Origin of the sequence: Isoptericola chiayiensis (genome assembly GCF_013149805.1) — a bacterium.
Classification (GTDB): Bacteria; Actinomycetota; Actinomycetes; order Actinomycetales; family Cellulomonadaceae; genus Isoptericola; species Isoptericola chiayiensis.
Map to the genome: position 1 here is coordinate 404,701 of NZ_JABEZT010000003.1, position 25,142 is coordinate 429,842.

The window sequence follows — 25,142 nt, forward strand, 5'->3', positions numbered from 1 at the left end:
CTGCCTAGGGTCGTCGGCGCGCTCCACGCCGCGGCGGTTCGCCCGGCGGCCACTCGCCGTCGTCGGACCCGTCGTCGGCGCGGAACAACAGCTCCTGCAGCTCGCGGTGCACGGCCTCGACGTCGGGGACGTCCGGCAGCCGCATGCCCGCTTTCTCGGTGGCGTCCGAGACGATCAGGGTGCCGCACCCGAAGAACCGGTCGACGAGGCCGATCTCGATGCCGACGTCGTTGATCCGGTAGAGGGGGATGTCGCGGCCGACACGAGTCGTGATGCCCGTCCGCATGGCGATGCGCTGGTTGGTGACGGTGAACGACGTCGTGCGCCACCGCAGCCACGGGACCAGGACCCACACCACGGCGACCAGCGCGAGGACTCCCCAGCCGACCCACCGGCCGGCGCCGGCCGGGACGAGGACGGCGACCGCGACCGCCGCGACCAGGACGCCGACCAGCACGACCGTCGGCCAGACGAGGGCCTTGGGGTGCTCGCGCAGCTCGAGGACGACGTGCTCGTCACCCGTCAGGTTCCGCTCGTGGAGGGCCATGGGTCCCATCCTTGCACCGACGCGCGCACCCGCGGCACCGGCGCTACCCGGCGTCGACGAGGTTCCAGGCCTCGATGGTCGGCAGGTGGTGCGAGCGCCCGAGCGCGCAGACGGCGGCGCACCCCAGCTCGAGGTGAGCGCCGAACGTCGCGTCGACCTCGAGCCAGGCCGTCGCGAGGACGCGCAGCAGATGACCGTGGGCGACGGCCAGCACGGTGCCGCCGTCGGCCAGGACGGGGCGCACCCGCTGGAGCACCCGTTCGGCCCGGGCGCGCACCTGGGCGAGGCTCTCGCCGGACGACGGCGGCGCGGAAAGCCCGGGGGCGGCGAGCCCGGGGACGGAGAGCCCGGGGGCGGCGAGCCCGGGGACGGAGAGCCCGGGGACGGCGACCCCGTCGCGGAAGATCTCGTACGGCCGCCCGAGCACCGCGCCGACCTCGGCGGAGGTGCGCCCCTCGACGGGGCCGTAGTCCCACTCGGCCAGGTCGGCGTCGACGACGGCGTCGGGATACCCGGCGAGCTCCGCCGTCCGGCGGGCGCGCTGCAGCGGCGAGCACAGCACGAGCGCCGGATCGAGGCCGTGGAGCCGGTCGCCCGCCCGGCGGGCCTCCGCCTCGCCTGCCGGGGTCAGGGGGACGTCGGTGCGGCCCGTGTGGCGCCCCTCGGACGCCCAGGCGGTGTCGCCGTGGCGCAGCAGCACGAGTCGGGGCGAGTCCGAGACCGGCAGCTCCATGGCTCGATCGTCCCGCAGTCCGGCGGCCCCTGCCATGTCATGGCGTTTTATGGCAGTCTTCACGTGTTCATCACGATTCGCCCCTACTCGGAGGACACCGTGCTCGTCTTCGCCCTGATCGGCGCGGCCGGTCTCGTGCTGCTCCTGCTGTCGCTCGTGGTCGGGGAGATCCTCGATCTCGGTGACGGCGCCCTGTCCGGGACGTCGCTGGGCATCGGCGCCGTCGTCTTCGGAGCGGTCGGCGCCATCACCACGGTCAACGGCATGGACGCCTGGATCGCCTACGCGGGCTCCGCGCTCGTCGGTCTGGTCGCCGTGGTCGTCGCCCAGCTGATGATCCGGCGCCTGAGCGCCACCGAGGACAACGCCCGCGTCGACCTCGTCGGCGTGCAGGGCACCGCGATGACGGACATCACCCAGTCGTCCGGCGAGGTGTCCCTGGACGCGGTGAGCGAGCTCGAGCGGCGACTCGCGTGGTCGCTCGAGCCGATCACCGTGGGGACCCGCGTCGTCGTGCTGGAGCACCAGCCCAACAGCGTGCGGGTGGGACCGTACCGGCCGGACGCCTGAGCGCGGCCCGGCCAGGTCCCGACCGCCCACCGACGGAAGGAGTCGCGCTCCGGCGCGCACCATGCTCTCCTCAGCCAGCCTCGTGACCACGATCTCCGTGGTCGCCCTCGCCGTCGCCTTCCTGGCGGTCGGCGTCTTCATCGCCCAGCGGATCCGACGGGTCCCGCCGAACCAGGCCCTCGTGATCGTCGGCCGCGGCGCCGGCCGCAAGGACATGGCCGGCCAGAAGGTCGTCATCGGGGGCCGCACGTTCGTGTGGCCGATCCTGCAGCAGGGCTACCCCATCTCGCTCGAGCAGCGCCAGATCGGCATCACGGTCGAGGGCGTCGACTCGAACCGCATCAAGATCGCCATCAAGGCGTCGATCAACTTCAAGGTCCGCGGCGACGACGAGGGCGTCCGTCGGGCGGCCCAGCGCTTCATGTCGCAGCAGGAGACCCTGACCGACATCATCGCCGAGTCCCTCGAGGGCTCGCTGCGCTCGATCGTCGGCGACATGTCGATCGAGGAGATCATCTCCGACCGCAAGGGCCTGTCGGACCGGGTCGTGGAGTCGACCAAGAAGGACCTCGCCGAGCAGGGCCTGCAGGTCGACATCCTCAACATCTCCGACATCTCCACGCCGGGCTCCGACTACCTGGAGAACCTGGGCCGTGCCGAGTCGGCGCGGGCCCGCCAGGTCGCGGAGGTCTCCGAGGCCGAGGCGCGCCGGGCCTCGGAGTTCGCGGTCATCGAGGCCGCCGAGCAGATCGCCGAGCGGCAGAAGGCGCTCGACCTGCGCAAGGCCTCGATCAAGGCCGAGACCGACAAGGCCCAGGCGGAGGCCGAGGCCTCGGGTCAGCTCGCCCGCGCCGAGCAGGACCGGCTCGTGGCGCAGCAGGAGCGTGAGGCGCTGTCGGAGAAGGCGCGCGTCGAGCAGGAGCGCCTCGACATCGAGGTGCGCAAGCCCGCCGAGGCCCAGGCCTACGCCGAGGTCCAGGAGGCCACCGCCCGCCGCGACTCGCAGAACGCCGCGACCGAGGCCGAGGCGTTCAAGCGCACCACGATCGCCGAGGCCAACAAGAAGGCCGCCATCCAGGACGCCGAGGCGGCCGCGGAGGCCGTGCGCCGCGCCGGTGAGGCCGACCGCGACAAGCAGGTCGCGATGGCCGCCGGTATCCGGGCCGAGGGTGAGGCCCGGGCCGCGGCGACCGAGGCCGAGGGGCGCGCCGAGGCGGCCGCGACGGACGCCAAGGCCGAGGCGCTCAAGAAGTACGGCGAGGCCGCGCTGGTCCAGGAGCTCATCGAACGGCTGCCGGAGATCGTCCGGGCCGCGGCCGAGCCCATCGCGTCCATCCAGGGCATGACCGTGGTCTCCACCGACGGGGCGTCCGCCATCACCAAGAACGTCTCCGACGTCCTCGGCGAGGGTCAGGCCGTCGTCAAGGAGCTCACCGGCATCGACATCAACCAGCTCCTCGCCGGACTCACCGACCGGCAGGAGGCGGGTACGACCGTGACCCACGGCAGCTCGAACTGACGCTCACGGGGCCGGGCACCCTCAGTCGAACAGGGTGCCCAGTTCCCAGTCGGGCCCCGAGGTGGGCGGCGTCGTGCGGGACTCCTCGCGGCGTGCCGCACGCGCCCCCACCGGCTCCGGCTCGCGCCGGACCTCCTCGGACTCGACGTCCAGGAGCGACTCGTCCAGGAGCGCGCCGTCCAGGTCGCCACGGCCGGCCGCCCAGTCGTCGGCCGCCAGCCCGGCGAGCTCCCGAGCCCGTTCGCTGAACGGGCTGTCCACGTGTCCGCGCGCCCAGCGGAACCGCACCGGGCCGGAGCGGGCCGTGATGGCCCGGTCCAGCCGCTGCACGGTCTCCAGGTGCTGGACCGCAGCCCCCGAGGCCGTCCGCCAGCCCTGGGCCTTCCAGTCGGGCAGCCACTCGGCGGCGCACCGGATCGCGTACTGCGAGCCCGACTCGACGAACAACGGCTCGTCGCCCGGATGCGCCTCGACGGCGTGGCACAACGCCGTCAGGTCGGCCACCTGGGCAGAGCCGTCCGCGGCGCCACCGGAGTCGAAGCGACCGGAGCCGTGGGCGACCCACGCCCAGCCGATCGCCCCGCCGGTGCCGGCCGGGCTGGAGCCGTCGGTGCTGACAATGATCACGCCGGTGTCCCTCGGAGTCCGCGGATGCTCGCCTCGCCACAGGGGGCGACGGGGACATTGTGCCCCCTACCGGTGACATCCGGGAGAACCCGCTGCCTACGGATCGGCGAAACCTCGTCTCCCGTCACCCGGAACCCGGCGTGCCGGGCACCGCAACCCCCGCACGTCGTCCTCCGGAACCCGCCGTCCGCCGTCGGACGCCATCATGGGAGCCATGGACACGCCACCACCCGCGCGCACGCCCGCCGAGATCCGCCGCTGGCGGCGCTACCTCGCCGCCGAGCGTGCGGAGGCGGCCGTCTACCGCGACCTCGCCTCGCGACGCACCGGACAGGAGCGAGAGATCCTCCTGGCGCTCGCCGCCGCCGAGAAGCGGCACGAGCAGCACTGGCTCGACCTGCTGGGCGACGACGTCGGCATGCCCCTCCAGGGTGACCTGCGCACCCGGTTCCTCGCCTTCCTCGCCCGGCGGTTCGGCGGCGTCTTCGTCCTCGCGCTCGTGCAGCGTGCCGAGTCCCGCTCCGACTACGCCGACGACGAGCACGCCACGGCCCGGATGGCCGCGGACGAGCAGATCCACGAGGAGGTGGTGCGGGGCCTCGCGACCCGTGGCCGGCAGCGGATGTCGGGATCCTTCCGCGCCGCCGTGTTCGGGGCGAACGACGGACTGGTCTCCAACCTGGCGCTGGTGCTCGGCATCGGGGCGTCCGGGGTGGCCACGGGCACGGTGCTCGTCACCGGGCTGGCCGGCCTGCTCGCCGGAGCGCTGTCCATGGGGGCCGGGGAGTTCGTGTCCGTGCGGTCCCAGCGCGAGCTGCTGGAGGCGTCCACCCCCGACCCGGGGACCACCCGCGCCCTGCCGCACCTGGACGTCGACGCCAACGAGCTGGCGCTGGTCTACCGTGCCCGCGGCATCGAGCCCGAGGAGGCACAGTCCCGTGCCGACCAGGTGCTCGCACGGTTCGGCCCACCCGGCGGGCGGCCGGCAGATCTCGGCGACGACCCCGACGACGGCTTCGGCGCCCGCGGTCCGGCGGACGACGACCCCACGGCGCAGGACGTGGACGAGCACGAGTCGCACGGCACCGCCTGGGGCGCGGCCGCCTCGAGCTTCTGCTTCTTCGCCTCCGGCGCGATCGTGCCCGTGCTGCCCTACCTGCTGGGCATGGACGGCCTGGCCGCCGTCGTCGTCGCCTGCCTGGCGGTGGGCGTCTGCCTGGCGGTGACCGGAGCGGTCACCGGCCTGCTCTCGGGCACCTCGCCCGTCACGCGCGCGCTGCGCCAGCTCGCGATCGGTTTCGGGGCCGCGGCCGTCACCTACCTGCTCGGCCTGGCGTTCGGCACCTCGCTCGCGTGATCACACCCCGACCAGGGTCGGGGTGTATGGTCCCTGCGATGACTGGTCAGCCCGACGTCGACATCGTCCAGGACCTCGCCGGGTCCCGCTACGAGGCGCACGTCCGCACGGGCCACGGGGCAGCGGTCGCCGGTGTGCTGCGGTACGTCGACCAGGAGCACGTCAGGGTGGTGCCGAGCACGGTCGTGATGCCGGCGCACCGCCACCAGGGGATCGCGTCCGCGCTGGTCCGCCGGATGCTCGACGACGCCCGGGAGCAGGGCGTCCAGGTCGACCCGCGCTGCTGGTACGTCGTCGAGTGGCTCGACCAGCACCCCGAGTACGCCGACGTGCGTTGGCAGGGACCGCCGTCGGGCACCACGATGGGTCGATGACCGATCAACCGAACGTCGACGTCCGCGACGACGTCGAGCGCCAGGCCTTCGTCGCCGTGCTCGACGACGGGACCGAGGCGGGGTTCGCCGCCTACCGCCGCGCCGACGGCGTCGTGACCTTCACCCACACCGAGGTGCCCGACGAGTTCGAGGGGCAGGGGATCGGGTCACGGCTCGTCGCCGGCGCCCTGCAGCAGGTGCGCGACGACGGCGACCGGGTCGTGGCCCGGTGCCCGTTCGTCCACGCCTACATCGAGCGGCACCCGGAGCACCAGGACCTGCTCGCGGCCTGACGCGGCGTCACGACCCGTCGAGGGCGTCCCCGACGACCTGCTTGGCCGCGTCCTGCACCTGGCTCAGGTGCTCGGCCGAGACGAACGACTCGGCGTAGATCTTGTAGACGTCCTCCGTGCCGGAGGGTCGCGCCGCGAACCAGGCGTCCGACGTCGTCACCTTCAGGCCGCCGATCTTCGCCCCGTTGCCGGGCGCCTCGGTGAGCTTGGCGGTGATGTCCTGGCCGGCCAGCGACGTGGAGGTCACCTGCTCGGGCGACAGGCCCGCCAGCGTGGCCTTCTGCTCGCGGGTGGCCGGGGCGTCCACGCGGGCGTACCAGGACTCGCCGTGCTCGGCGACCAGGTCGGCGTGGTGCTGCGACGGCGAGCGTCCCGTGGTCGCGAGGATCTCCGAGGCCAGCAGGGCCAGCAGGATGCCGTCCTTGTCGGTGGACCACACCCGGCCGTCGGTGCGCAGGAACGACGCCCCCGCGGACTCCTCCCCGCCGAACGCGACCTCACCGGTCAGCAGGCCCGGGACGAACCACTTGAAGCCCACCGGAACCTCCGTCATCCGGCGCCCGAGACCCGAGGCGACCCGGTCGATCAGGGCGGAGGAGACCAGCGTCTTGCCGATCGCGGCCGTGTCCGGCCAGCCCGGGCGGGCGCCGCCGAACAGGTAGTGGATCGCGACCGCGAGGTAGTGGTTCGGGTTCATCAGCCCCGCGTCCGGCGTGACGATGCCGTGGCGGTCGGAGTCGGCGTCGTTGCCGGTGGCGACGTCGTACGGCGCGCCGCCCCCGCCGTCGGGCCGCATCTGGGACACGAGGGAGGCCATCGCGTGCGGCGAGGAGCAGTCCATGCGGATCTTGCCGTCCCAGTCCAGGGTCATGAACGCCCAGCGCGGGTCCACCTGCGGGTTCACGACCGTCAGGTCCAGGCCGTACCGCTCGCCGATCGCCCCCCAGTACTCCACGGCCGCGCCGCCCAGCGGGTCGGCGCCGATGCGCACGCCCGCGCCGCGGATCGCCTCCAGGTCGAGGACGTTGGCCAGGTCGTCGACGTACGTGGACAGGAAGTCGTGCTTGTGCGTGGTCGCCGCGTCCAGGGCGTTGTCCAGGGAGACACGGCGGATGCCGGACAGGCCGCCGTCGCGCAGCAGCTGGTTCGCGCGGTCGGCGATCCAGCCGGTCGCCTCGGACCCGGCCGGGCCGCCGTGCGGAGGGTTGTACTTGAAGCCGCCGTCGCGGGGCGGGTTGTGCGACGGCGTCACCACGATGCCGTCGGCCAGGCCCGGACCGGAGGTGCGCACGCCCTCGTCCGACGCGGCACCGTTGTGCACGAGGATCGACTGCGACACCGCGGGCGTCGGGGTGTACGAGTCGCGGGCGTCGATCATCACCGTCACCCCGGCGGCGGCCAGCACCTCGAGCGCCGTCTGCCAGGCCGGCAGGGACAGGGCGTGCGTGTCCCGCCCCAGGTAGAGGGGACCGTCCGTGCCCTGCGACGCGCGGTACTCCACGATCGCCTGGGTGATCGCGGCGATGTGCGCCTCGTTGAAGGCGGCGTCCAGCGAGGACCCGCGGTGCCCGGACGTGCCGAACACGACCTGCTGGGCCGGGTCGGCGACGTCGGGCGTGCGGTCGTAGTAGGCGCCGACCACCTGGTCGACGTCGATGAGGTCGTCGGGCTGGGCCACCTGGCCGGCGCGGGGGTGCATACCTCGATCTTGCCAGGCCGAGGTGTCCGGCGCACGGATCACTCCGGACGGGTCGGCGCCGCCGCCTCCTCCACCGGTCGGCTCGCCGCGCGCGCCGCCAGGACGCCGCCGACCAGCACGGCGACCGTGACCAGCAGGCCTACGGCCGTCCCGGCGCCGAGCGCCACGACGACGTAGCCGACCAGGGCGGCCACGGCCGCCATGCCGGCGTACGGGAGCTGGGTGAGCACGTGGGTGATGACGTTCGACCCCGCCCCGGTGGACGACAGGATGGTGGTGTCCGAGATCGGTGAGCTGTGGTCGCCGAGCACCGCACCGGCCAGGACCGCGCCGAGGGCGGGCAGCAGCAGGTCCGGCTCGTCCAGGGTGTTCATGATCCCGCCCACCAGGGGCAGCAGCAGCGCGAACGAGCCCCACGACGTGCCCGTCGCGAACGCCATGGCGGCGGCGAGCACGAACGTCACGGGGATCAGCCACCCGGCGCTGAGGTCCGCGTCCTCCACGAGCCCGCCGAGGTAGGCGCCGGTGCCGAGCTGGTCGATGAGCCCGGTCAGCATCCACGCCAGCACCAGGATGCTCACCGCGGGCCACATGGAACGCAGCCCCTCGACCCAGCCCTGCCCGAACTGGCGGGCGCTGAAGCGGGGGTTGGAGCCCGTGTAGCGCACGTAGTAGAAGATGGCCGCGGCCAGCCCGAGGACGCCGCCGACCATCAGCGCGGCGCTGGTGTCGGTCTCGGCCAGGATGTCCACCACGTCCCACGTCCCCGCCGCCGCGTAGCCGGTCCACACGATGCCCGCGAAGACCCCCGCCACGAGCAGCACGAACGGCACGATGAGGGCGCGCATCGCCCCGGGCTGGTGCACCGGCAGGTCCTCGGAGAGCCGGCCGGGGATCTCGGCGTCCGGGTCGTGCGGTTGCCCGTCGTGGACCGCTCGGGACTCCTCGGCACGCATCGGTCCGACGTCGAGCCGCAGCAGCACGACCAGCCACACCGTGAGCGCGGCGGCGATCGCGTAGTAGTTTGCCGCCGCGGCCCCGAGGAACGCCTGCACGCTGGAGATGCCGAGGGCCGACGCCGCCACGATGGGGGAGAGGATGCCCATGATGTAGGCGCCCCAGCTCGAGAAGGGCGCCAGGACGGCGACCGGCGCCGACGTCGAGTCGATGATGTACGCCAGCTTGGCGCGCGAGACGCGGTGCCGGTCCGTGACCGGCTTGGACACCTGCCCCACGGCCAGGGCGTTGAAGTAGTCGTCGATGAAGATGACGATGCCCATGACGGCCGGGAGGACCTGCGCGCCCCGGCGGGTGCGGATCCGTTCCACGGCCCAGTCCGCGAACGCCCGCGTGCCGCCCGACATCATGATGAACGCCGCGATGACACCGAGCATGAGGGTGAACGCGAGGATGTAGACGTACCAGGTGTTGACGGCGCCGTCGGTCCAGAAGATGACGGCGAACGAGTCCCACACCAGCCGGAGCGTCTCGAGGGGGTTCAGGTCCGCGACGAGCAGCGCCGCCGCGAGGACGCCCGCGCCGAGGCTGATCAGCACCTTCTTGGTGACGATGACCAGCGTGATCGCCAGCAGCGGCGGCACGAGCGTCAGGACCGGGTAGGACTCGATCATGGGAGCATCCTCCTCGGTGCCGGATGGCACGACGCTAGGCGCGCGGGCCGGATCCGGCATCCCGGCGGACCGAGCAACCTGCGGGGGCCGCCGCCCGTGTACCTGCTGTGGGAGTGCGAGAGGATGCGGCCGTGCCAGAGGCGTGGACGCCGGTGGTGGTCGCCGGCGCGGGTGACCGTTCCGGTCGGGACCAGGAGTTCGCCGCGTTCATGGCGGAGGCGGAACCCGTGCTCGCACGGACGGCGTACCTGCTCACCGGCGACCGGCATCGCGCGGAGGAGCTCGTCCAGCAGGCACTCGTGAAGACCTATGTCGCCTGGCCACGGGCACGGGGCCGGGACCCGCTCGCGTACGCCCGCCGGGTGCTGGCCAACGCGCGCATCGACGCCTGGCGCAAGCACCGCCGCGAGCGCCTCGTCGGACCCGACGAGCTGCCGCACGGTCGTCACGGGGGCGCGGACGAGGGACAAGCAGACCGTGACCTGCTGGTCCGTGCGCTCGCCGAGCTGCCGCAGCAGCGACGCCGGGTGGTCGTGCTGCGCTACCTGGTCGACCTCGGGGAGCAGGAGGTCGCCGAGGACCTCGGGATCAGCCGGGGTGCCGTGAAGTCCGCGGCGTCCCGTGGACTCGCTCAGCTGCGGTCGGCGCTGGCCGGCACCGGCGTGCACGAGATCGCGACGGGAGGGGCCCGATGAACGACGACGAGCTGATCCGCGCGATGCGTGTGCTGGCGGGACGGACGCCGCAGGTCCGCGTCGACGTGGAGGAGGTGCTCCGGGCGGGTCGCCGGCGGCGCGCACGACGGGCTGCCGGAGGTGTTGCCGTCGGTGGTCTCCTCGGCGTGGGACTCGTCGTCGGGACCTTGGCCTGGGCGGACACGACACCTGCGCCGGACGTGGTGCCTGCCCCCGCGGCATCGACGGGGGTGCCCGCGCCGGACTCGACGTCGGACGCCGACGACGGGTGGACGACGTACCCTCCGTCGCCGGACGACGGTGAGCATGCGCTCGTCGATCACGAGCGGGGGACGATCGGGCTGCCGGAGGACGACTGGGTCCTGAGCGCCGAGGAGCAGGCCGCGGTGGACACTGCCCAGCAGTACCTGGAGATCGAGTGCCTGAGCGACGTCGGTCTGGGCGACGAGGTCGAGTTCGTCGGGCCGGTCCCGCCCTACGACGAGCGCCAGCGCGGCCTGGGTCTGTGGACGGCGGAGGACCTGGACCGCGACTACGACGTCCTCGTCGACCGTGGGGCGTTCTGGTTCGACTTCCAGGACGACCCGCGACACCTGAACGACCACACGTACTCCGGCGTGACGCCGGTGCCGGATGATGTGTTGCACGGGTGCTACGAGGACGCCGAGGCGGCGATCAGCGGCCTCACCGGGGACGAGTTCGCCGAGTCCGCGTGGGCGGGCGGTACGTCGGGCTCCCCGGACCTGGCCGTGTACCTGGGCACGTCGTTCCGGTCCGAGGCGACGTTGCGGAACCTCGAGCCGGAGGAGCGCCGCGTCGCACGCCAGGCCCGCGAGATCGTCGTCGAGTGGGAGGAGTGCCTCGCGGAAGAAGGCCTCGAGGCGATGGAGGCGCAGGCGATGGTGCCCGCCGGAGTGCTCGACTTCGAGGGTGCCTACAGCGCCGAGCAGCGCGAGATCATGGCCGCGCTCGCCCGGTGGGAGTCGGAACAGGAGCAGAGGCGCGAGATCGACGAGTGGCCGCCGTCGGAGCTCGGCTACACCGCGGAGCAGACGGCGTTCCTCGACGAGCCGCGTCCGCGGCCGCTGCTGGTCGGCGACGCCGCCGAGCGGCGGCGCGTCGTCGAGGTGGACGTGCGGTGCAAGCAGTCGCTGGGCACGGTCCAACGGCTGGCGGACCTGGACGCCACGGTCCAGCTGGCCTACATCGCCGAGTACCCGGAGTACTTCGAGAGCCGGCGGGAGATCAGTGTACGGATGCTCGCGAACGCCCGGGACGTCCTCGACGAGGCGGGCGTCGAGATGCCCTGAGCGCGCGTGATTGCGCGAGGCGACTTACCGTGCTGGAGACGGGCGACGGCGTCCGTGCGGTGACGACCCGGGGGGATCGCATGGAACAGCGCATCGACAGTGCTCGCAGGACGAGGCGTGCCGGACGGCGGTGGGTGGTGCTGCTGACGGCGTTGGCCGTCGCCGTCACACCGACGTTCGTGCAGGTGGCCGCGCCGCCGCCGGCGCAGGCCGCGACCCGGCTCGCGGCGCCCCTGAAGAACGACACCTACGTGCTCAGCTCCTACTACGGGCCGCGCTGCATGCCCGTGCGCGGCTCCTCCACGTACCACCTCGGGCAGGACTTCGGGGCTGCCAGCGGCACCGACGTGCGTGCGGTCGCCGCGGGGAAGGTGACCCGCGCCGGTGCGATCAGAGGTTTCGGGCAGTGGGTCGTCATCGACCACGTCGTCGACGGCGTGAAGTTCTCCTCGCTGTACGCCCACCTGATCGACGGCGACCGGCGGGTGAAGGCGGGTCAGAAGGTCAAGAAGGGCCAGCACATCGGCGACGTCGGCTCGACGGGCACGTCCACGAGTCCTCACCTGCACCTCGAGATCTGGCGGGGCGGCTACGGGTCGGGCAAGGCCGTGGACCCGCTGAGGTTCCTGCGCAAGCGCGGCGTCGACCTCACGACCCGGTCGATCCGCAACTACCCGCGCAGCGTGCCGTCGTCGTGCACGTACTACACGGCGGCCAAGGTGAGCTTCCGGACGGGCCCCGGGACGGGCTACTCCAAGATCCGCACGATCCAGGCGAACCTGAAGCTCACCGCCGAACCGGGCGCGGGCAGCGGGGAGTGGCGCCAGGTGACGCGCAAGGGGCGCACCGGGTGGATCCACCGCGACTACGTGTCGCCGTCGTACACCTCTCACGGGACGCGGTACGTGCTGCCGAGCTCCCTCAACCTGCGGTCCGGGCCCTCGGCGTCGAACAAGGTCCGGGTGCGCCTGCCGCACGACGCACGGCTGACCCTGCTGCGTGACGGCTACCGCAACGGCGTGTGGCAGCGGGTGCGGTACGGCAGCAAGAACGGGTGGGTCTCGGCCCGCCACATCGCGCTGGACCGTGACGGCGCCCAGATCGTGCCCGACCGCACCGGCAAGACCTTCGCGTGGGTCGACCCGAAGACCCTCAACATGCGCAAGGGCCGGTCCGCGTCGACGGATCGGGTCCTGAAGCTGCGGCGGGACGAACGCGTGCGCCAGCTCGGGCGCGTGAGCAACGGGTGGGTCAAGGTCCGCCACGACGGGCGGACGGGCTACGTCTCGGCGGTGTACCTGCGCTCGAGGCGCTGAGGGTGCGGTCGTCCGGGCCGGGTGCGGCCCGGACGACCGCGCGGCGCTGCGGCGGGTCAGCCCGCGTCGAAGCGCTCGTCGTCCTCGGTCTGCTCGTGGTCGTGCTCCGCCTGGTCGGGACGCTCGTGTTCGTCGGTGGCGGCCTGCTGCTCGTCGTGCTCGGAGTCCTTCAGCAGGCGACGGGCGAAGTCGTTCGGGGTGGGGCGGTCCTGCGGTGCGTCGGTCATGGCGCGCCTCCTCGGGGATCGCTGACGTGACGTCCGATCACCGTAACCCGCGACCGCCCGGTCCTGCTGACCGGGGCGATCAGTCCAGGTGATCGGCCACGAGCCGTTCGGCGAGCCCCACGTACGACGCCGGGGTGAGCGCCGCCAGCCGTGCCGCGACGTCGTCGGGCAGCCCGAGGCCGGCCACGAACTCGCGCATGGCCGGTCCGTCGACGCGGTGGCCGCGCGTGAGCTCCTTGAGGCGCTCGTAGGGGTTCTCCATGCCCTCGACGCCGGCGACGGACGCGGCGCGCATCGCCGACTGGACGGGCTCGCCGAGCACCTCCCAGTTGGCGTCGAGGTCGGCGGCCATGGTCTCGGCGCTGACCGCGAGCGCGGTGAGCCCCCGGCGCACGTTGTCGATCGCGAGCAGGGAGTGGCCGAACGCCGGGCCGATGTTGCGCTGCGTGGTGGAGTCGGTGAGGTCGCGCTGCAGGCGGCTCGTCACGAGCGTGGCCGCGAGGGTGTCCAGCAGCGAGCAGGAGATCTCGAGGTTGGCCTCGGCGTTCTCGAACCGGATCGGGTTGACCTTGTGCGGCATGGTCGAGGACCCGGTGGCGCCCGCGACGGGGATCTGCGTGAAAAAGCCCATCGAGATGTACGTCCACACGTCGGTGGCGAGGTTGTGCAGGATGCGGTTGAAGCGCGCGACGTCGGCGTAGACCTCGGCCTGCCAGTCGTGCGACTCGATCTGCGTGGTCAGCGGGTTCCACGTCAGCCCGAGGTGCTCGACGAACGCGCGGGACACGGCGGGCCAGTCCGCGCCCGGCACCGCCACGGTGTGGGCACCGTAGGTGCCGGTGGCGCCGTTGATCTTGCCGAGGAACTCCGCGGCGCCGATGCGGCGCAGCTGTCGGCGCAGGCGGTGGGCGAGGACGGCGAGCTCCTTGCCCATCGTGGTGGGCGTGGCGGGCTGGCCGTGGGTCCGGCTGAGCATCGGCACGGCCGCGTGCTCGCGGGCCAGGTCGGCGAGCTGGTCGGCGAGCGCCGTGGCGGCGGGCAGCCACACGTCGAGGACGGCGCCGCGCACCATGAGGGCGTAGGACAGGTTGTTGACGTCCTCGGACGTGCAGGCGAAGTGCACGAGCTCGCTCGCGGCGGGCAGCGACGTCTCGCCCAGGAACTTCCCGGCGACGTCGGCGGCCAGGCGGCGCTTGATGAAGTACTCGACGGCCTTGACGTCGTGCACGGTCTCGCGCTCGATGGCGCCGAGCTCGGCGATCTCGTCGGCGCCGAACGTGGCGGGGATCTGCCGCAGGTAGGCGATCTCCGCGTCCGACAGGGTGGGTGCGCCGGGCACCACGGGGCCGGCGACGGGGGTGGTGCCCGCCTCGCCGGCGACGGTGCCGTTGCACAGCACGATCAGCCACTCGACCTCGACCTGAATGCGGGCCCGGTTCAGCGCCGCCTCGCTGAGGTGGTCCACCAGGGGCGCGACGGCACCGCGGTAGCGGCCGTCGAGCGGGCCGAGCGCGATCGGCGGGGTGACGTCGGCGAGGTTCACGCGGGTCTGGTCGGACGGGTGCTGCGGGGCGGTGGAGGTCACGTGCCGCATTCTCCCACGGGTGCCCGCCGTCCCCAGGGCGCCGCGGTCCACAGGGCGGCGGGCGCGGTCCGACGGCGGTGCACCGGTCGCGTCTAGCGTCCCGGTCATGCCTCTGACCAGCACCGACATCACCGCGGCCGGCGTGCAGCTGCGCCGCGCGGCCGCCGAGCTCGACGACGCCCTGGGCCGGCTGCGCCTCGCGGCGCTGCTCGACTGGCGGTCCCCGGCCGCCGACCGCTGCCGCTCGGAGGTCGCGGCGCTGACCGGGCTGCTCGACGCCGACGCCGCGACGGTGTCGCAGGCGCTACTCGTCACCGCGGGCTGCGAGTCGTGACCGACCCGCAGGACACGCTGCTCGTCCTCGGCGGCCCGTCGCTCACGCACGTCGACGTGGGACAGGTCCGCGCCGCCGCCCAGCGGCTCGCCGAGGCCACCGACCGCCTGCGGTCCGCGACCGCCGGCGCCGCCCTCGCCCGGGCCGTTCTCGACCGCGTCCTGTGGACCGCCGGGCTCGGGTGGGACGACCCCGCGCTGCCCGCCAGGGTCCGCTGGGCCCGGGCGCTCGCCGACGACACCGCCGTGGCGCTCGCGGACCGGGCCGAGCAATGCGCGGTGCTCTCGGGCCGGCTGCTGCGCGCCGCGGGCCTGTACGAGCACGCCGAGGGCGCCGTCGAGCAGCTGGTCGGCGGGATGGTCGCCACGGCCACGGGCGCCCTCGGGTTCGCGGTGACGCGGATCGTCACCGACCCCGTCGTCGGGACGCCCCTGCGGGCGGCGGGCAGCCTCCTGATCCGCACGGCGGCGGAGTCGGCGCCGGACCCCGACGACCCGGACCGTCCCGCGGTGCCCGCCACGACGCCGGAGGGGCCCGCGACGCCGGAGGGGCTCGCGACGCCGGAGGGAGCGCCGTCGGACGGGGGCGTGACCGGCGCGCTCCTGCGCGAGGTGGCGCCCTTCGTCGACGAGGCGGTCGGCGGTGCCGCGACCGGGGTGGCGCTGGGCGCCCTCGAGTACACGGGACGGTCCGTCACGGACGGGGCGCGGGTGCTCGCCACGGCCGTGGAGGAGGTGCTCGGCACGGTCGAGGTGCACGTCCTGGCGACGCCCGCGGAGGCCTTCGGGGTCGGGCTGCCGGCGTGGCACGACCGTCCCCTGGCGCGGGTCGACGACGCGCTCGCCGCCACCGCCGACCTGTACCCCGCGGGCAACGGCGTCCCCGGGCGCGAGCTGCCCGGCACGCCGCCCGGGACCGTCGCGGTGCAGGAGGTGACCCGCGCCGACGGCAGCACCTCGTGGACGGTGCTGATCCCCGGCACGCAGGAGCTGCTCTCGACCGGCAACCCCTTCGACCTCGCCACCGACCTCGACCTCATGGCCGAGATGTCCGCGGACGTCGCCGCCGGGGTGCTCGCCGCGCTCGCCGACGCCGGTGCCGGGCCCGACGAGCCGGTGGTGCTCGTCGGGCACTCGCTGGGCGGCATCGCCGCCGTCTCGCTGGCGGCGTCCCCGCAGCTGCGCGGGCGGGTCGCGGGCGTCGTCACCGCGGGGGCACCGACGGCGACGTTCCGCACCCCGCCGGGCGTGCCCGTGCTGCACCTCGAGAACGACGAGGAGCTCGTCTCCCCGCTCGACGGGCGATCCTCCACGGAGAACCCCGCCACCCGCGACCGGGTGACCGTGGGGCGGGCGCTGGCCGACTCCGGCGACCCGCTCGACCGGGCCGCGTCCGGCAGCGTCGCGGCGGCGCACTCGGTGGGCACCCACCTGCGCACGCTGCGCCACGCGCGGGACGCCGGCAGCGTGCCGGTCACGCACGTGAGCGCCCGCCTCGACGCGCTGCTGGGCGGCGAGCGCGCCGAGACCCGGTACTACCGGGTGCGCCGCGGCGAGGCCGGGTGAGTCAGTCCTTGTCCCCGGGCACGACCCAGCCGATCACCGTCTGCAGGACCGCCAGGATCAGCGCGATCCACAGGTACCACCAGAAGCCGCCGTCGATGGTCAGGCCCCAGTCGCCCAACCAGTTCTGGCTGGTCAGCCACTCGGTGAGCCACAGCATCGCCGCGTTGATGAGCAGGTAGAACAGTCCCAGGGTGAGGATCAGCAGCGGGATCGACAGGAAGCTGACGATCGGCTTCACGATCGAGCTCACCAGCGTGAAGATCAGGCCGACACCCACGATGGCGAGGAGGCGTCCGAGGACGTCGTCACCACCGAAGATCTCGAAGCTGTCGAAGATCAGGTCGCAGATCCACAGGGCCAACGAGGTCACGACGAGCCGCAGGATGAAGGTCATGGCCGACATCGTGGCACGTCGCGGCCCCGCAGGACAGGGTCCGCGCCGGTCCGTCCGACGGGGTGAGATCCTGGGGCCGTGCCGAACCAGTCGAGCCCCCACGTGTCCGTCCCCCTGCGCGCCGCCGTCGCCGCCCTGCCCGCCTACGTGCCGGGTGCCCGGCCCAGCGGTCGGGCCTGGAAGCTGTCCTCCAACGAGAACCCCTTCCCGCCGCCCGCCGCCGTCGTCTCCGCCATCACGGAGGCCGCCGGCGAGGTCAACCGGTACCCGGACATGTTCGCCACCGAGCTGGTCGAGGCGCTCGCCACGCACGTCGGCGTCGCACCGGAGCAGATCGTCGTCGGCAACGGGTCGGTCTCGGTGCTGCAGCACGTCCTCGAGGCCGTCGTCGAGCCGGGTGACAAGGTCGTCTTCCCGTGGCGGTCCTTCGAGGCGTACCCGATCGTCACCGCCGTCGCCGGCGGGACGCCCGTCACGGTGCCGGTCACGGCGGACGGCCGGCTCGACCTGCCCGCGATGGCGGCCGCCGTCGGCCCGCGCACCCGCGCCGTGCTGGTGTGCACGCCCAACAACCCCACCGGACCGGTGGTGCACGCGGGCGAGCTGGAGGAGTTCCTGGCGTCGCTCCCGGGCGACGTGCTCGTCGTCGTCGACGAGGCCTACCTGGAGTTTGTGCGCGACCCGGAGGCCCCTGACGGCATGGACGTGCTGGGCCGGCACGCGAACGTGGTGCTCGTGCGCACGCTGTCCAAGGCGTCCGGGCTGGCCGGCCTGCGGGTGGGGTACGCCGTCGCCGCACCGCGCCTCGCCGCGGGGATCCGGTCGGCGTCCACGCCGTTCGGCGTCAACCACCTCGCCCAGCGCGCGGCCCTGGCCACCCTGCAGGCGCCCGTGCAGGCCGAGCTCGCCGAGCACGTCGAGGCGCTCGTGGGTGAGCGCACCCGCGTCCACGACGCGCTGCGCGCGCAGGGCTGGGACGTGCCTGCCACGCACGCCAACTTCGTCTGGCTGGCGACGAGGGAGCGCACCGGCGAGCTCGCCGCGCAGGCTGCCGCTGCCGGGGTGCTCGTGCGGCCGTTCGCCGACGAGGGCATGCGGGTCAGCATCGGCGAGGTCGCGGCCAACGACGCGTTCCTGGAGCTGGCCGCCGGCTGGCGCTGACGGCGTCGGCCGGCTGTGGGCGCCGCCGCCGGCTGCGGGCGCCGCCGGCGCCGTCAGCGGGGCAGGTTGCGCAGGTTCGAGCGCGCCATCGACATGACCTCGCCCATGCCGCCGCCGAAGATCTCCTTCGTCATCGCCGTGGTGAACCCGCGGATCTGACCGGAGGTGATCGACGGCGGGATGGACAGCGCCCGCGGGTCCGTCATGACCTCCACCAGGGCGGGACCGTCGCTGTCCAGCGCGGTCGAGAACGCCTTGGCCAGGTCCTTGGGCTTGGTGACGCGTTGCGACGGGATGCCGACGGCGGTGCCGATCGCGGAGTAGTCCACCTCGGGCGAGTCGGTGCCGTGCGAGGGGAGACCCTCGACGAGCATCTCCAGCTTGACCATGCCCAGCGAGGCGTTGTTGAAGACGACGACCGTCACCGGCAGGTCGTAGGCCCGGACGGTGATCAGCTCGCCCAGCAGCATGGACAGCCCGCCGTCCCCGGCGAGCGCCACGACCTGACGGTCGGGCTGGGACATGGACACCCCGATGGCGTGCGGCAGCGCGTTGGCCATGGAGCCGTGGATGAACGAGCCGATGACGCGTCGCTTGCCGTTGGGCGTGACGTACCGGGCGGCCCAGACGTTGTTCATGCCCGTGTCCACGGTGAACACGGCGTCGTCGGCCGCCGCCTCGTCGAGCTGCACGGCCGCGTACTCGGGGTGGATCGGGGTGTGCTTCTCCACCTTGCGGGTGTAGGCGCCCACCACCTTGGTCATGACGCGGGCGTGCTTGTCCACCATGGACGTCAGGAACTTGCGGTCCGTCTTGCGCTCGATGCGGGGGTTGAGCAGCCGCAGCGTCTCGCCGACGTCGCCGTGCACCGGCAGGTCGAGGCGGGTGCGTCGGCCCAGGTGGGAGGCGTCGATGTCGATCTGCGCGGTGGGGACGTCGTCGGGCAGGAACGAGTCGTACGGGAAGTCGGTGCCCACCAGGATCAGCAGGTCGGCGTCGTGCACCGCCTCGTGGCAGGAGCCGTAGCCGAGCAGGCCGGACATGCCGACGTCGTGGGGGTTGTCGTACTGGATGATCTCCTTGCCGCGCAGCGAGTGGCCGACGGGGGCCGCGGCCAGGTCGGCGAGCTCGAGCACCTCGTCCCGCGACCCGCGGGCGCCCGCGCCGACGAACAGGGTCACCTTGCGGGCGGCGTTGATCGCCTCGGCGAGCGCCGCGACGTCCGCGTCGTGCGGGACCACGCGGGCGGGGCAGGCGCCGGGGATGAGGATCGGGGCGTCGTCGTCGGCCACCTCCTGGTCGGCGACGTCGCCCGGCAGGGTGAGCACGGCGACGCCGGGCTCGGCGAGGGCGTGCTGGATCGCCGAGCGGGTCACGCGGGGGAGCTGCGCGGCCGTCGAGATCATCTCGGAGAACACCGAGGCCTCGTTGAAGAGGCGGTCCGGGTGGGTCTCCTGGAAGAACTTGGTGCCGATCTGCGCGCTCGGGATGTGCGAGGCGATCGCCAGGACCGGGACGCCGGAGCGGTTCGCGTCGTACAGGCCGTTGATGAGGTGCAGGTTGCCGGGCCCGCAGGAGCCGGCGCACACCGCCAGCTTCCCGGTGACCTCGGCCTCGGCGGCGGCGGCGAACGCGGCGGCCTCCTCGTGGCGCACGTGCACCCAGTCGATGCCCTCGGTGCGGCGCACGGCGTCCACGACGGGGTTCAACGAGTCCCCGACGATGCCGTAGACGCGACTCACCCCGGCGGCGACGAGCTGGTCGACCAGGTGTTCGGCGACGGTGCGAGCCATGACGGGGACCTCCTGAGGTGTGGACGTCGGTCCCTTGCGATGCTGCCGCAGCCCGGCCCGGTGTGCGCGCGGGAGCGCGGTGGGACGCGTCACGGCGCGGATGTGCCGCGGCCGCGGCGCGGGCCCCGTGCTCGCCGGCCGGCGTTCGCCGGGCCGGGCGAAGTCTCGCCGGCCGCCGGGCCGGGCGAAGTCTCGCCGAGGGGTGCCCGCTCCCCGGGAAAGGCGTCGCCGCAGCGCACCGGAATCCTGCTGGGCGTGAGATTCACGCCCAGCAGGATTCGTGCACGTTCGGCATGCGTGGATCGCGCGGTCCGGACACCCCTGAAAACGAGACAGAGGTTCTGGGCCCGTGTGGTGGGATGAGCGGATGCCGGGCATCCACCACCTCGAGATCTGGGTCGCGGAGGACGGGACCGCCGCCGCGGCCTGGGGCTGGTTGTTGCCCCGTCTCGGCTTCCGGCTCACGCAGGAGTGGCCGCAGGGGCGCACCTGGTCCGACGGCGGCACCTACCTGACGCTCACCACCCCGCCGAACCTGACCGCGGACCGCCACGACCGCCGTCGTCCCGGGATGAACCACGTGGCGTTCGACGGCGGCACCCCCGCCGACGTGGACGCCCTGATGGCGGCCGCCCCCGCGCACGGCTGGGCCCCGCTCTACGCGGAGCGCTACCCGCACGCCGGAGGACCGGACCACTACGCGGGCTGGCTGGAGAACGCCGCCGGGTTCAAGGTCGAGGTGGTCGCCGACAGCGCCGGTCGTGTCGCCGAGGTGCCGTACCGCGCCCTGCCGCTCGGCGACGCCCCGGTGCGGTACGCACACGGCCCGGACTCGTCACCCCGCCCGGGCACACCGGCGGGCCGTACCGCGTCGTTCGACCTGGCCAGCACCGTCTTTCCCGGCACGACCCGGCGGGTCTGGATCCACGCCCCGCCGGGCATCGACGCGGCGCACCAGGTCGGTGTCGCCGTCTTCCTCGACGGATGGTGGTACCTGGACCCCGACGGCGAGATCCGCGGCGGCGTGGTGCTCGACAACCTCGTCCGCTCCGGACAGATCCCGCCCATCATCGGGGTGTTCGTCGATCCCGGGGTCTTCCCCGACGCGGGTGACCCGGAGGCGCGGAAGAACCGCAACGCCGAGTACGACGCCGCGGACGACCGGCTCGCCCGCCTCCTGCTGGACGAGGTGGTCCCCGAGGTCCGACGGCGGCACGCGCTCAGCGACGACCCGGCCCGGTGGGCGGTGATCGGCGGCAGCAGCGGCGGCAACGCCGCCTTCACCGTCGCCTGGCACCGCCCGGAGCAGTTCGGCCGGGTGACCGGGTTCCTGTCGAGCTTCGCGCAGATGCCCGGCGGCAACCCGTACCCTGAGCTGATCGCCGACACGCCCCGCAAGCCGCTGCGCGTGCTCCTCCAGGCCGGCCATCGTGACCTCGGTTGGAACGAGCCCGAGCACAACTGGTTCGCCGAGAACCTGCGCACCGCCGCGGCGCTCGCCGAGGCCGGCTACGACGCTCGCCTGGTGCTCGGCGACGGCGGGCACGACCCGAACCATGCCGGGGTGCTGCTGCCCGACGCGCTGCGCTGGCTGTGGCGGGACGCGCGGGTGTGGTGAGCGGCTCCGACGCCGTGGCGGCCTACGTCGGTCGGGCCCGGCTGCTCGACGCGGCGCTGCCCCGGGTCTCAGCGTCTGAGCAGGTTCTGGGCGTACTGATCGAGGACGGTCAGGATGCCCCGGTGCTCCCAGACACGGTTGCGCCGCAAGCCGGTTCGCTCGGTGAGCACTCCCGCCTCGGTGAGCTGGTTCAACGCGTTCTGGGCGGTCTGACCTGCCATACCCAGGTGGTCGGAGAGGAATCGTGCGTTGACGACCGGGTGGGAGACGAGGTGGGGGAGCACCCGCCAGGCGACTGCTTGTCGCCGGAGGCCACGGAGAAGTTCACGGGCGGCGTCGACCTGGGCTGCCAGATCATCGACGAGACCGGATCCCGAGAAGGCAGCGAAGCGGGCGGCGTCGGAGAACCGCTCGACGACAGGACGGGCGTCGCCGTCGCGGTAGCTTAATCAAGGTTTCTGAAGAACCTTGATCAACGCGCGAGGTCTACTCCACGTTGCGCAGCGCCGCCGGGATCGTCTCGTCCCCGCTGGTGAACCGCACGAACTGCCCGATCGACTCGTCGATCCGCAGCGCGGCGGCGGCGACCTGGGCGACGTCGGCCCGGGGCACCTCCGAGGGGCCGCCCCGCTCGACGCGTTCGTCGGCGCCGAGCACCCGGATGTGGCCGGTGGGCGGTCCGTCGGTCAGCGTGCCGGGGCCGAGGATCGTCCAGGCGAGATCGGTGCCGCGCAGGTGCTCGTCGGCGGCGAGCTTGGCGTCGGCGTACGGGTGGAAGCTGGAGTCGGACGGGATGCCGTGGTCGGGCACGGACCCGATCCACGAGACCATCACGTACCGACGGACGCCGGCACGCGCGGCGGCGTCCATCGAGCGGATCGCGGCGTCGCGGTCGACGGCGTAGGTGCGGTCGGGGTTGCCGCCCCCGGCGCCGGCGGCCCAGACGACGGCGTCTGCGCCGTCGAGCGCCGTCGCGATCTGGTCGGTGTCCGCGGACTCGACGTCCAGGAGCAGGGGGTCGCCGCCCAGGTCGGCCACCCGGTCGACCTGTTCGGGCTTGCGGACCACGCCGACGACGTCGACGGCCGGGCCGGCGCCACCGTCCGCGAGGAGCGGGACCAGGAGCTGTGCGACCCTGCCGAGCGCACCGATGACGACGACCTTCATGACGGACCTCCGTGACGTCGGGAAATGCTCCCCCCACCGTGGCCTACTCCGGCGGCGGTTGCCAACGCTGACGGCGTCCGGCTGTGACATCGGGCCGTCGCGCCTACGGTCGGGTGATGGACGCGATCATCGACGGGCTCATGGCGACGGAGGACCGCCTCGCGGTCGGGACGGGCGAGGACTATGCCGAGGTGCTGCACGAGGACGCCGTCGTCGTCGTCCCCGGTGCCGTGCTCGACAAGGCGGGGTGCATCGCCGCGATGGACTCCTCGCCGGGCTGGGACGAGGTCGATCTCGGCGAGGCGCGGCTGGTGCGCAGCGAGGACACGGCGACCGTCGTCTACCGGTTCACCGGCCGCCGCGGCGAGGAGACCTACGTCGCCACCCTGGCCAGCACGTACGTCACGGCTGTCGGCGGGTGGCGGCTGCTGGTCCACCAGCACACCCCGGAGTGACTCAGGTGCCGCCGCCGACGTCGGACGGCGAGTCCCCCTCGAGGTAGCGCGGTCCCGGACCCAGGGCGGCGGCACGGTCCTCCGGGTTCTGCAGCGTGCAGCGCTCCAGGGACAGGCAGCCGCAGCCGATACAGGAGTCGAGGTCGTCGCGGAGACGTTCGAGCACGGCGATGCGCTCGTCCAGGAGGCCCCGCCACCTCCGGGACAGCCGGCGCCAGTCCTCGGCGGTGGGGGTGCGGCCGTCGGGCAGGGTGGCGAGGGCGTCGGCGATCTGGTCGAGCGTCAGCCCGAGCCGGGAGGCCGTCCGGACGAAGGCGATCCGCCGTAGCGTCGTGCGCTCGTAGCGGCGCTGGTTGCCGCCGGTGCGCTGCGCCTCGATCAGGCCCCGCTGCTCGTAGAAGCGCAGGGCCGACGGCGCCACCCCGCTGCGCCGCGCGACCTCGCCGATGGTCAGGTACCGCTCCAGGATCATTCGTGCTCCACCCCTTGACCTCAAGTGAACTTCAACTTACAGCCTGGGTCCATGACCACGACACCCCTGGCTCCCGAGACCCTGGAGCACCTCGTCGCCCGCGTCACCGGCGACGAGAAGCACGACGCGAGCGCCCACTCCACCCTCGACGTCGTCCGCGTGCTCTACGACCGGGTGCTCCGCGTCGACCCGGACCGCCCCGACGACCCGCACCGGGACCGGTTCCTGCTGTCCAAGGGGCACGGACCCGCGTCCACCTACGCCGTGCTCGCCGCCCACGGGTTCTTCCCCGCGGCCTGGCTGGACGACGTCGCCGCCCGGGACTCGCCCCTCGGCCACCACCCCGACCGCGTGCTCGTCCCCGGGATCGAGATCGGCAGCGGCTCGCTCGGCCACGGGCTGCCCCTCGCCGTCGGCACGGCCCTCGGCCTGCGCGGGCGATCTCCGGGACGTGTCGTCGTGCTCGTCGGCGACGCCGAGCTCGACGAGGGCTCCAACGCCGAGGCGATCCAGATCGCCGCCCGCCTCGGCCTCGGCAACCTGACCTGCGTCGTCGTCGACAACCACAGCGACAGCCACGGCTGGCCCGGCGGCATCGCCGCCCGGTTCGCCGTGGAGGGATGGACGACGACGGACGTCGACACCCGCTCCGACGACCGGCTCGCCACGGCGTTGCGCCGCACCGAGCCCGACCGGCCCACTGCCGTCGTCGTCGACACCACGCGACGCGGCGCCCGACCCGCGGCGGAGATGACCGCATGAGCGCCGTCACGACGCCGGTCCTCGACATGCGGGCCCGGTTCTACGCCGATCTCGGGCCCCTGCTCGACGCGCACCCCGACGTGGACGTGGTGCTCGCCGTCATCGGCTCCGGCCAGATGGCCCCCGTCACCGCCCGGCACCCCGGGCGCGTGATCGACGTCGGCATCCGCGAACAAGCGATGATCGGGGTCGCCGGCGGACTGGCGCTCGCGGGCCGGCGACCGATCGTGCACACCTACGCCCCGTTCCTCGTCGAACGGCCCTACGAACAGCTCAAGCTCGACCTGGGACACCAGGACGTCGGCGCGGTCCTCGTCAGCATCGGCAGCTCGTTCGACGCGTCCGCGGAGGGCCGCACCCACCAGGCACCCGCCGACGTCGCCCTCGTGTCCGCGCTGCCCGGCTGGACCGTGCACGTGCCCGGCCACGCCGACGAGGTCACCGCCCTCCTGCAGGCCGAGGCCGCCACCGACCGGCGCGTCTACCTGCGGCTGTCCCGACAGCGCAACGCGCAGCCGCAGCCCACCGACGGGCGGGTCCACCTCGTGCGCGACGTCGCCTCCGGCCTCGACGGGGCCGGGCACGCACCCCTGGTGCTCGCCGTCGGACCGATGCTCGACACCGTGCTCGCCGCCAGCGCCGACCTGCCCGTCCGCGTCGCGTACACCGCGACACCGCACCCGCTCGACGCCGAGACCCTGCGGGCGCTGGCCGGGCCGCAGCCCGTGCTCACCGTCGTCGAGCCGTACCTGGAGGGCACCAGCGCGGCGGCCGTCGCGGCGGCGCTCGCCGACCGGCCCGCACGTGTGCAGCACGTCGGCGTGCCACGGGACGTCGAGCTGCGCCGGTACGGGACCCCGCGCGACCACGCCGCCGCGCACGGACTGGACGCCGCGGGGGTGCGGCGCCGCATCGCAGCGCTGCTCGACCCGCCGTGA

General features: G+C 73.5%; 27 protein-coding genes and 1 pseudogene. 17 read left to right on the forward strand and 11 right to left on the reverse strand.

Going from position 1 to position 25,142, the window contains the following annotated elements:
• Positions 1-4: 4 nt before the first annotated feature.
• Positions 5-547, reverse strand: a complete 543-nt coding sequence (locus tag HDG68_RS08140; RefSeq protein WP_172150966.1) for a PH domain-containing protein — start codon at positions 545-547, stop codon at positions 5-7.
• Positions 548-590: 43 nt separating this feature from the next.
• Entirely contained in the window at positions 591-1,280 is a 690-nt protein-coding gene (locus tag HDG68_RS08145) for a histidine phosphatase family protein (protein ID WP_172150968.1), read from the reverse strand.
• A gap of 63 nt (positions 1,281-1,343) precedes the next feature.
• Between HDG68_RS08145 and HDG68_RS08150 the strand changes: the two genes are divergently transcribed.
• Both HDG68_RS08150 and HDG68_RS08155 read left to right on the forward strand, forming a co-directional pair.
• Positions 1,344-1,850: a hypothetical protein gene (locus HDG68_RS08150; RefSeq protein ID WP_343037489.1), complete on the forward strand. Its 507-nt coding sequence runs from the start codon at positions 1,344-1,346 to the stop codon at positions 1,848-1,850.
• A gap of 61 nt (positions 1,851-1,911) precedes the next feature.
• Positions 1,912-3,369 carry a flotillin family protein gene (locus HDG68_RS08155; protein WP_172150970.1) on the forward strand — a complete coding sequence of 486 codons (1,458 nt, stop codon included), beginning with the start codon at positions 1,912-1,914 and terminating at the stop codon, positions 3,367-3,369.
• A gap of 21 nt (positions 3,370-3,390) precedes the next feature.
• Here the strand turns inward: HDG68_RS08155 and HDG68_RS08160 are convergent, their stop codons facing one another.
• Positions 3,391-3,996 carry an RNase H family protein gene (locus HDG68_RS08160; protein WP_172150972.1) on the reverse strand — a complete coding sequence of 202 codons (606 nt, stop codon included), beginning with the start codon at positions 3,994-3,996 and terminating at the stop codon, positions 3,391-3,393.
• 214 nt (positions 3,997-4,210) lie between these two features.
• On the opposite strand from HDG68_RS08160, the gene HDG68_RS08165 reads away from it, so the two are divergent.
• The 3 genes from HDG68_RS08165 to HDG68_RS08175 are packed head-to-tail and all read left to right on the forward strand — an operon-like array spanning position 4,211 to position 6,020.
• Positions 4,211-5,353, forward strand: a complete 1,143-nt coding sequence (locus HDG68_RS08165) for a VIT1/CCC1 transporter family protein (protein ID WP_172150974.1) — start codon at positions 4,211-4,213, stop codon at positions 5,351-5,353.
• Between the two features lie 38 nt (positions 5,354-5,391).
• Positions 5,392-5,727: a GNAT family N-acetyltransferase gene (locus HDG68_RS08170; protein WP_172150976.1), complete on the forward strand. Its 336-nt coding sequence runs from the start codon at positions 5,392-5,394 to the stop codon at positions 5,725-5,727.
• Positions 5,724-6,020: a GNAT family N-acetyltransferase gene (locus HDG68_RS08175; protein ID WP_172150978.1), complete on the forward strand. Its 297-nt coding sequence runs from the start codon at positions 5,724-5,726 to the stop codon at positions 6,018-6,020. Before HDG68_RS08170 ends, HDG68_RS08175 begins: the two co-directional genes overlap by 4 nt.
• Positions 6,021-6,027: 7 nt before the next feature.
• Here HDG68_RS08175 and pgm read toward each other — a convergent pair whose 3' ends face one another.
• Both pgm and HDG68_RS08185 read right to left on the reverse strand, forming a co-directional pair.
• Entirely contained in the window at positions 6,028-7,719 is a 1,692-nt protein-coding gene (gene pgm / locus HDG68_RS08180) for a phosphoglucomutase (alpha-D-glucose-1,6-bisphosphate-dependent) (protein WP_172150979.1), read from the reverse strand.
• A gap of 38 nt (positions 7,720-7,757) precedes the next feature.
• A complete protein-coding gene (locus HDG68_RS08185) occupies positions 7,758-9,350 on the reverse strand; it encodes a Na+/H+ antiporter NhaC family protein (RefSeq protein ID WP_172150980.1) in 1,593 nt (530 codons plus the stop codon).
• 131 nt (positions 9,351-9,481) lie between these two features.
• Here HDG68_RS08185 and HDG68_RS08190 point away from each other — a divergent pair, with 131 nt between their 5' ends.
• From HDG68_RS08190 to HDG68_RS17365, 3 genes are all read left to right on the forward strand, one after another.
• Positions 9,482-10,045, forward strand: coding sequence for a SigE family RNA polymerase sigma factor (locus HDG68_RS08190; protein WP_343037490.1), 564 nt, complete (start codon positions 9,482-9,484; stop codon positions 10,043-10,045).
• Positions 10,042-11,355, forward strand: a complete 1,314-nt coding sequence (locus HDG68_RS08195) for a hypothetical protein (protein WP_172150981.1) — start codon at positions 10,042-10,044, stop codon at positions 11,353-11,355. The genes HDG68_RS08190 and HDG68_RS08195 overlap by 4 nt, the downstream gene beginning before the upstream one ends.
• Positions 11,356-11,435: 80 nt before the next feature.
• Positions 11,436-12,671 carry a peptidoglycan DD-metalloendopeptidase family protein gene (locus tag HDG68_RS17365; RefSeq protein WP_172150982.1) on the forward strand — a complete coding sequence of 412 codons (1,236 nt, stop codon included), beginning with the start codon at positions 11,436-11,438 and terminating at the stop codon, positions 12,669-12,671.
• Positions 12,672-12,727: 56 nt separating this feature from the next.
• On the opposite strand, the gene HDG68_RS08205 is transcribed toward HDG68_RS17365, so the two are convergent.
• Positions 12,728-12,898 carry a hypothetical protein gene (locus HDG68_RS08205; protein ID WP_172150983.1) on the reverse strand — a complete coding sequence of 57 codons (171 nt, stop codon included), beginning with the start codon at positions 12,896-12,898 and terminating at the stop codon, positions 12,728-12,730.
• A 79-nt stretch (positions 12,899-12,977) separates the two neighbouring features.
• Positions 12,978-14,483 (reverse strand): adenylosuccinate lyase, encoded by a 1,506-nt coding sequence (purB, locus tag HDG68_RS08210; protein ID WP_343037491.1) that lies wholly within the window; start codon positions 14,481-14,483, stop codon positions 12,978-12,980.
• Positions 14,484-14,589: 106 nt separating this feature from the next.
• On the opposite strand from purB, the gene HDG68_RS08215 reads away from it, so the two are divergent.
• Together HDG68_RS08215 and HDG68_RS08220 are read left to right on the forward strand one after the other, a co-directional pair.
• The gene (locus tag HDG68_RS08215; RefSeq protein WP_172150985.1) at positions 14,590-14,817 is read left to right on the forward strand and encodes a hypothetical protein; all 228 of its coding nucleotides are present in this window, start codon (positions 14,590-14,592) and stop codon (positions 14,815-14,817) included.
• Entirely contained in the window at positions 14,814-16,382 is a 1,569-nt protein-coding gene (locus tag HDG68_RS08220; RefSeq protein ID WP_172150986.1) for a hypothetical protein, read from the forward strand. The genes HDG68_RS08215 and HDG68_RS08220 overlap by 4 nt, the downstream gene beginning before the upstream one ends.
• Before the next feature lies 1 nt (position 16,383).
• Here HDG68_RS08220 and HDG68_RS08225 read toward each other — a convergent pair whose 3' ends face one another.
• Complete coding sequence (locus HDG68_RS08225; RefSeq protein ID WP_172150988.1) at positions 16,384-16,776, reverse strand: phage holin family protein; 393 nt, start codon at positions 16,774-16,776, stop codon at positions 16,384-16,386.
• Between the two features lie 78 nt (positions 16,777-16,854).
• On the opposite strand from HDG68_RS08225, the gene hisC reads away from it, so the two are divergent.
• Entirely contained in the window at positions 16,855-17,937 is a 1,083-nt protein-coding gene (gene hisC, locus HDG68_RS08230; protein ID WP_172150990.1) for a histidinol-phosphate transaminase, read from the forward strand.
• A gap of 53 nt (positions 17,938-17,990) precedes the next feature.
• Here hisC and HDG68_RS08235 read toward each other — a convergent pair whose 3' ends face one another.
• On the reverse strand, positions 17,991-19,730 hold the full coding sequence (locus tag HDG68_RS08235) for a pyruvate dehydrogenase (RefSeq protein WP_172150992.1): 1,740 nt from the start codon (positions 19,728-19,730) through the stop codon (positions 17,991-17,993).
• Positions 19,731-20,097: 367 nt separating this feature from the next.
• On the opposite strand from HDG68_RS08235, the pseudogene HDG68_RS17050 reads away from it, so the two are divergent.
• The 3 genes and pseudogenes from HDG68_RS17050 to HDG68_RS08250 all read left to right on the forward strand — a co-directional run.
• Positions 20,098-20,484 (forward strand): annotated as a pseudogene (locus HDG68_RS17050) (VOC family protein); the annotation flags it as partial.
• A 54-nt stretch (positions 20,485-20,538) separates the two neighbouring features.
• Entirely contained in the window at positions 20,539-21,348 is an 810-nt protein-coding gene (locus HDG68_RS08245) for an alpha/beta hydrolase (protein ID WP_425483758.1), read from the forward strand.
• The gene (locus HDG68_RS08250) at positions 21,345-21,797 is read left to right on the forward strand and encodes a hypothetical protein (RefSeq protein ID WP_172150994.1); all 453 of its coding nucleotides are present in this window, start codon (positions 21,345-21,347) and stop codon (positions 21,795-21,797) included. Before HDG68_RS08245 ends, HDG68_RS08250 begins: the two co-directional genes overlap by 4 nt.
• 37 nt (positions 21,798-21,834) lie before the next feature.
• Here the strand turns inward: HDG68_RS08250 and HDG68_RS08255 are convergent, their stop codons facing one another.
• Positions 21,835-22,515 (reverse strand): SDR family oxidoreductase, encoded by a 681-nt coding sequence (locus HDG68_RS08255; protein ID WP_172150997.1) that lies wholly within the window; start codon positions 22,513-22,515, stop codon positions 21,835-21,837.
• A 116-nt stretch (positions 22,516-22,631) separates the two neighbouring features.
• Between HDG68_RS08255 and HDG68_RS08260 the strand changes: the two genes are divergently transcribed.
• Positions 22,632-22,970, forward strand: coding sequence for a nuclear transport factor 2 family protein (locus HDG68_RS08260; protein ID WP_172150999.1), 339 nt, complete (start codon positions 22,632-22,634; stop codon positions 22,968-22,970).
• A 1-nt stretch (position 22,971) separates the two neighbouring features.
• On the opposite strand, the gene soxR is transcribed toward HDG68_RS08260, so the two are convergent.
• Positions 22,972-23,442, reverse strand: a complete 471-nt coding sequence (soxR, locus tag HDG68_RS08265; RefSeq protein WP_172151001.1) for a redox-sensitive transcriptional activator SoxR — start codon at positions 23,440-23,442, stop codon at positions 22,972-22,974.
• Between the two features lie 51 nt (positions 23,443-23,493).
• Here soxR and HDG68_RS08270 point away from each other — a divergent pair, with 51 nt between their 5' ends.
• Together HDG68_RS08270 and HDG68_RS08275 are read left to right on the forward strand one after the other, a co-directional pair.
• The gene (locus tag HDG68_RS08270) at positions 23,494-24,204 is read left to right on the forward strand and encodes a thiamine pyrophosphate-dependent enzyme (RefSeq protein ID WP_172151003.1); all 711 of its coding nucleotides are present in this window, start codon (positions 23,494-23,496) and stop codon (positions 24,202-24,204) included.
• On the forward strand, positions 24,201-25,142 hold the full coding sequence (locus HDG68_RS08275; RefSeq protein ID WP_216648154.1) for a transketolase family protein: 942 nt from the start codon (positions 24,201-24,203) through the stop codon (positions 25,140-25,142). Before HDG68_RS08270 ends, HDG68_RS08275 begins: the two co-directional genes overlap by 4 nt.

What these genes read in the sequence shown, in the direction of transcription:
- HDG68_RS08140 (WP_172150966.1), bottom strand. Translation starts at nt 547, where the DNA reads ATGGCCCTCCACGAGCGGAACCTGACGGGTGACGAGCACGTCGTCCTC.
- HDG68_RS08195 (WP_172150981.1), top strand. Translation starts at nt 10,042, where the DNA reads ATGAACGACGACGAGCTGATCCGCGCGATGCGTGTGCTGGCGGGACGG.
- HDG68_RS08165 (WP_172150974.1), top strand. Translation starts at nt 4,211, where the DNA reads ATGGACACGCCACCACCCGCGCGCACGCCCGCCGAGATCCGCCGCTGG.
- HDG68_RS08235 (WP_172150992.1), bottom strand. Translation starts at nt 19,730, where the DNA reads ATGGCTCGCACCGTCGCCGAACACCTGGTCGACCAGCTCGTCGCCGCC.
- HDG68_RS17365 (WP_172150982.1), top strand. Translation starts at nt 11,436, where the DNA reads ATGGAACAGCGCATCGACAGTGCTCGCAGGACGAGGCGTGCCGGACGG.
- HDG68_RS08155 (WP_172150970.1), top strand. Translation starts at nt 1,912, where the DNA reads ATGCTCTCCTCAGCCAGCCTCGTGACCACGATCTCCGTGGTCGCCCTC.
- HDG68_RS08145 (WP_172150968.1), bottom strand. Translation starts at nt 1,280, where the DNA reads ATGGAGCTGCCGGTCTCGGACTCGCCCCGACTCGTGCTGCTGCGCCAC.
- pgm (WP_172150979.1), bottom strand. Translation starts at nt 7,719, where the DNA reads ATGCACCCCCGCGCCGGCCAGGTGGCCCAGCCCGACGACCTCATCGAC.
- HDG68_RS08275 (WP_216648154.1), top strand. Translation starts at nt 24,201, where the DNA reads ATGAGCGCCGTCACGACGCCGGTCCTCGACATGCGGGCCCGGTTCTAC.
- HDG68_RS08225 (WP_172150988.1), bottom strand. Translation starts at nt 16,776, where the DNA reads ATGACCTTCATCCTGCGGCTCGTCGTGACCTCGTTGGCCCTGTGGATC.
- HDG68_RS08215 (WP_172150985.1), top strand. Translation starts at nt 14,590, where the DNA reads ATGCCTCTGACCAGCACCGACATCACCGCGGCCGGCGTGCAGCTGCGC.
- HDG68_RS08255 (WP_172150997.1), bottom strand. Translation starts at nt 22,515, where the DNA reads ATGAAGGTCGTCGTCATCGGTGCGCTCGGCAGGGTCGCACAGCTCCTG.
- HDG68_RS08260 (WP_172150999.1), top strand. Translation starts at nt 22,632, where the DNA reads ATGGACGCGATCATCGACGGGCTCATGGCGACGGAGGACCGCCTCGCG.
- HDG68_RS08170 (WP_172150976.1), top strand. Translation starts at nt 5,392, where the DNA reads ATGACTGGTCAGCCCGACGTCGACATCGTCCAGGACCTCGCCGGGTCC.
- HDG68_RS08185 (WP_172150980.1), bottom strand. Translation starts at nt 9,350, where the DNA reads ATGATCGAGTCCTACCCGGTCCTGACGCTCGTGCCGCCGCTGCTGGCG.
- HDG68_RS08270 (WP_172151003.1), top strand. Translation starts at nt 23,494, where the DNA reads ATGACCACGACACCCCTGGCTCCCGAGACCCTGGAGCACCTCGTCGCC.
- HDG68_RS08175 (WP_172150978.1), top strand. Translation starts at nt 5,724, where the DNA reads ATGACCGATCAACCGAACGTCGACGTCCGCGACGACGTCGAGCGCCAG.
- soxR (WP_172151001.1), bottom strand. Translation starts at nt 23,442, where the DNA reads ATGATCCTGGAGCGGTACCTGACCATCGGCGAGGTCGCGCGGCGCAGC.
- HDG68_RS08205 (WP_172150983.1), bottom strand. Translation starts at nt 12,898, where the DNA reads ATGACCGACGCACCGCAGGACCGCCCCACCCCGAACGACTTCGCCCGT.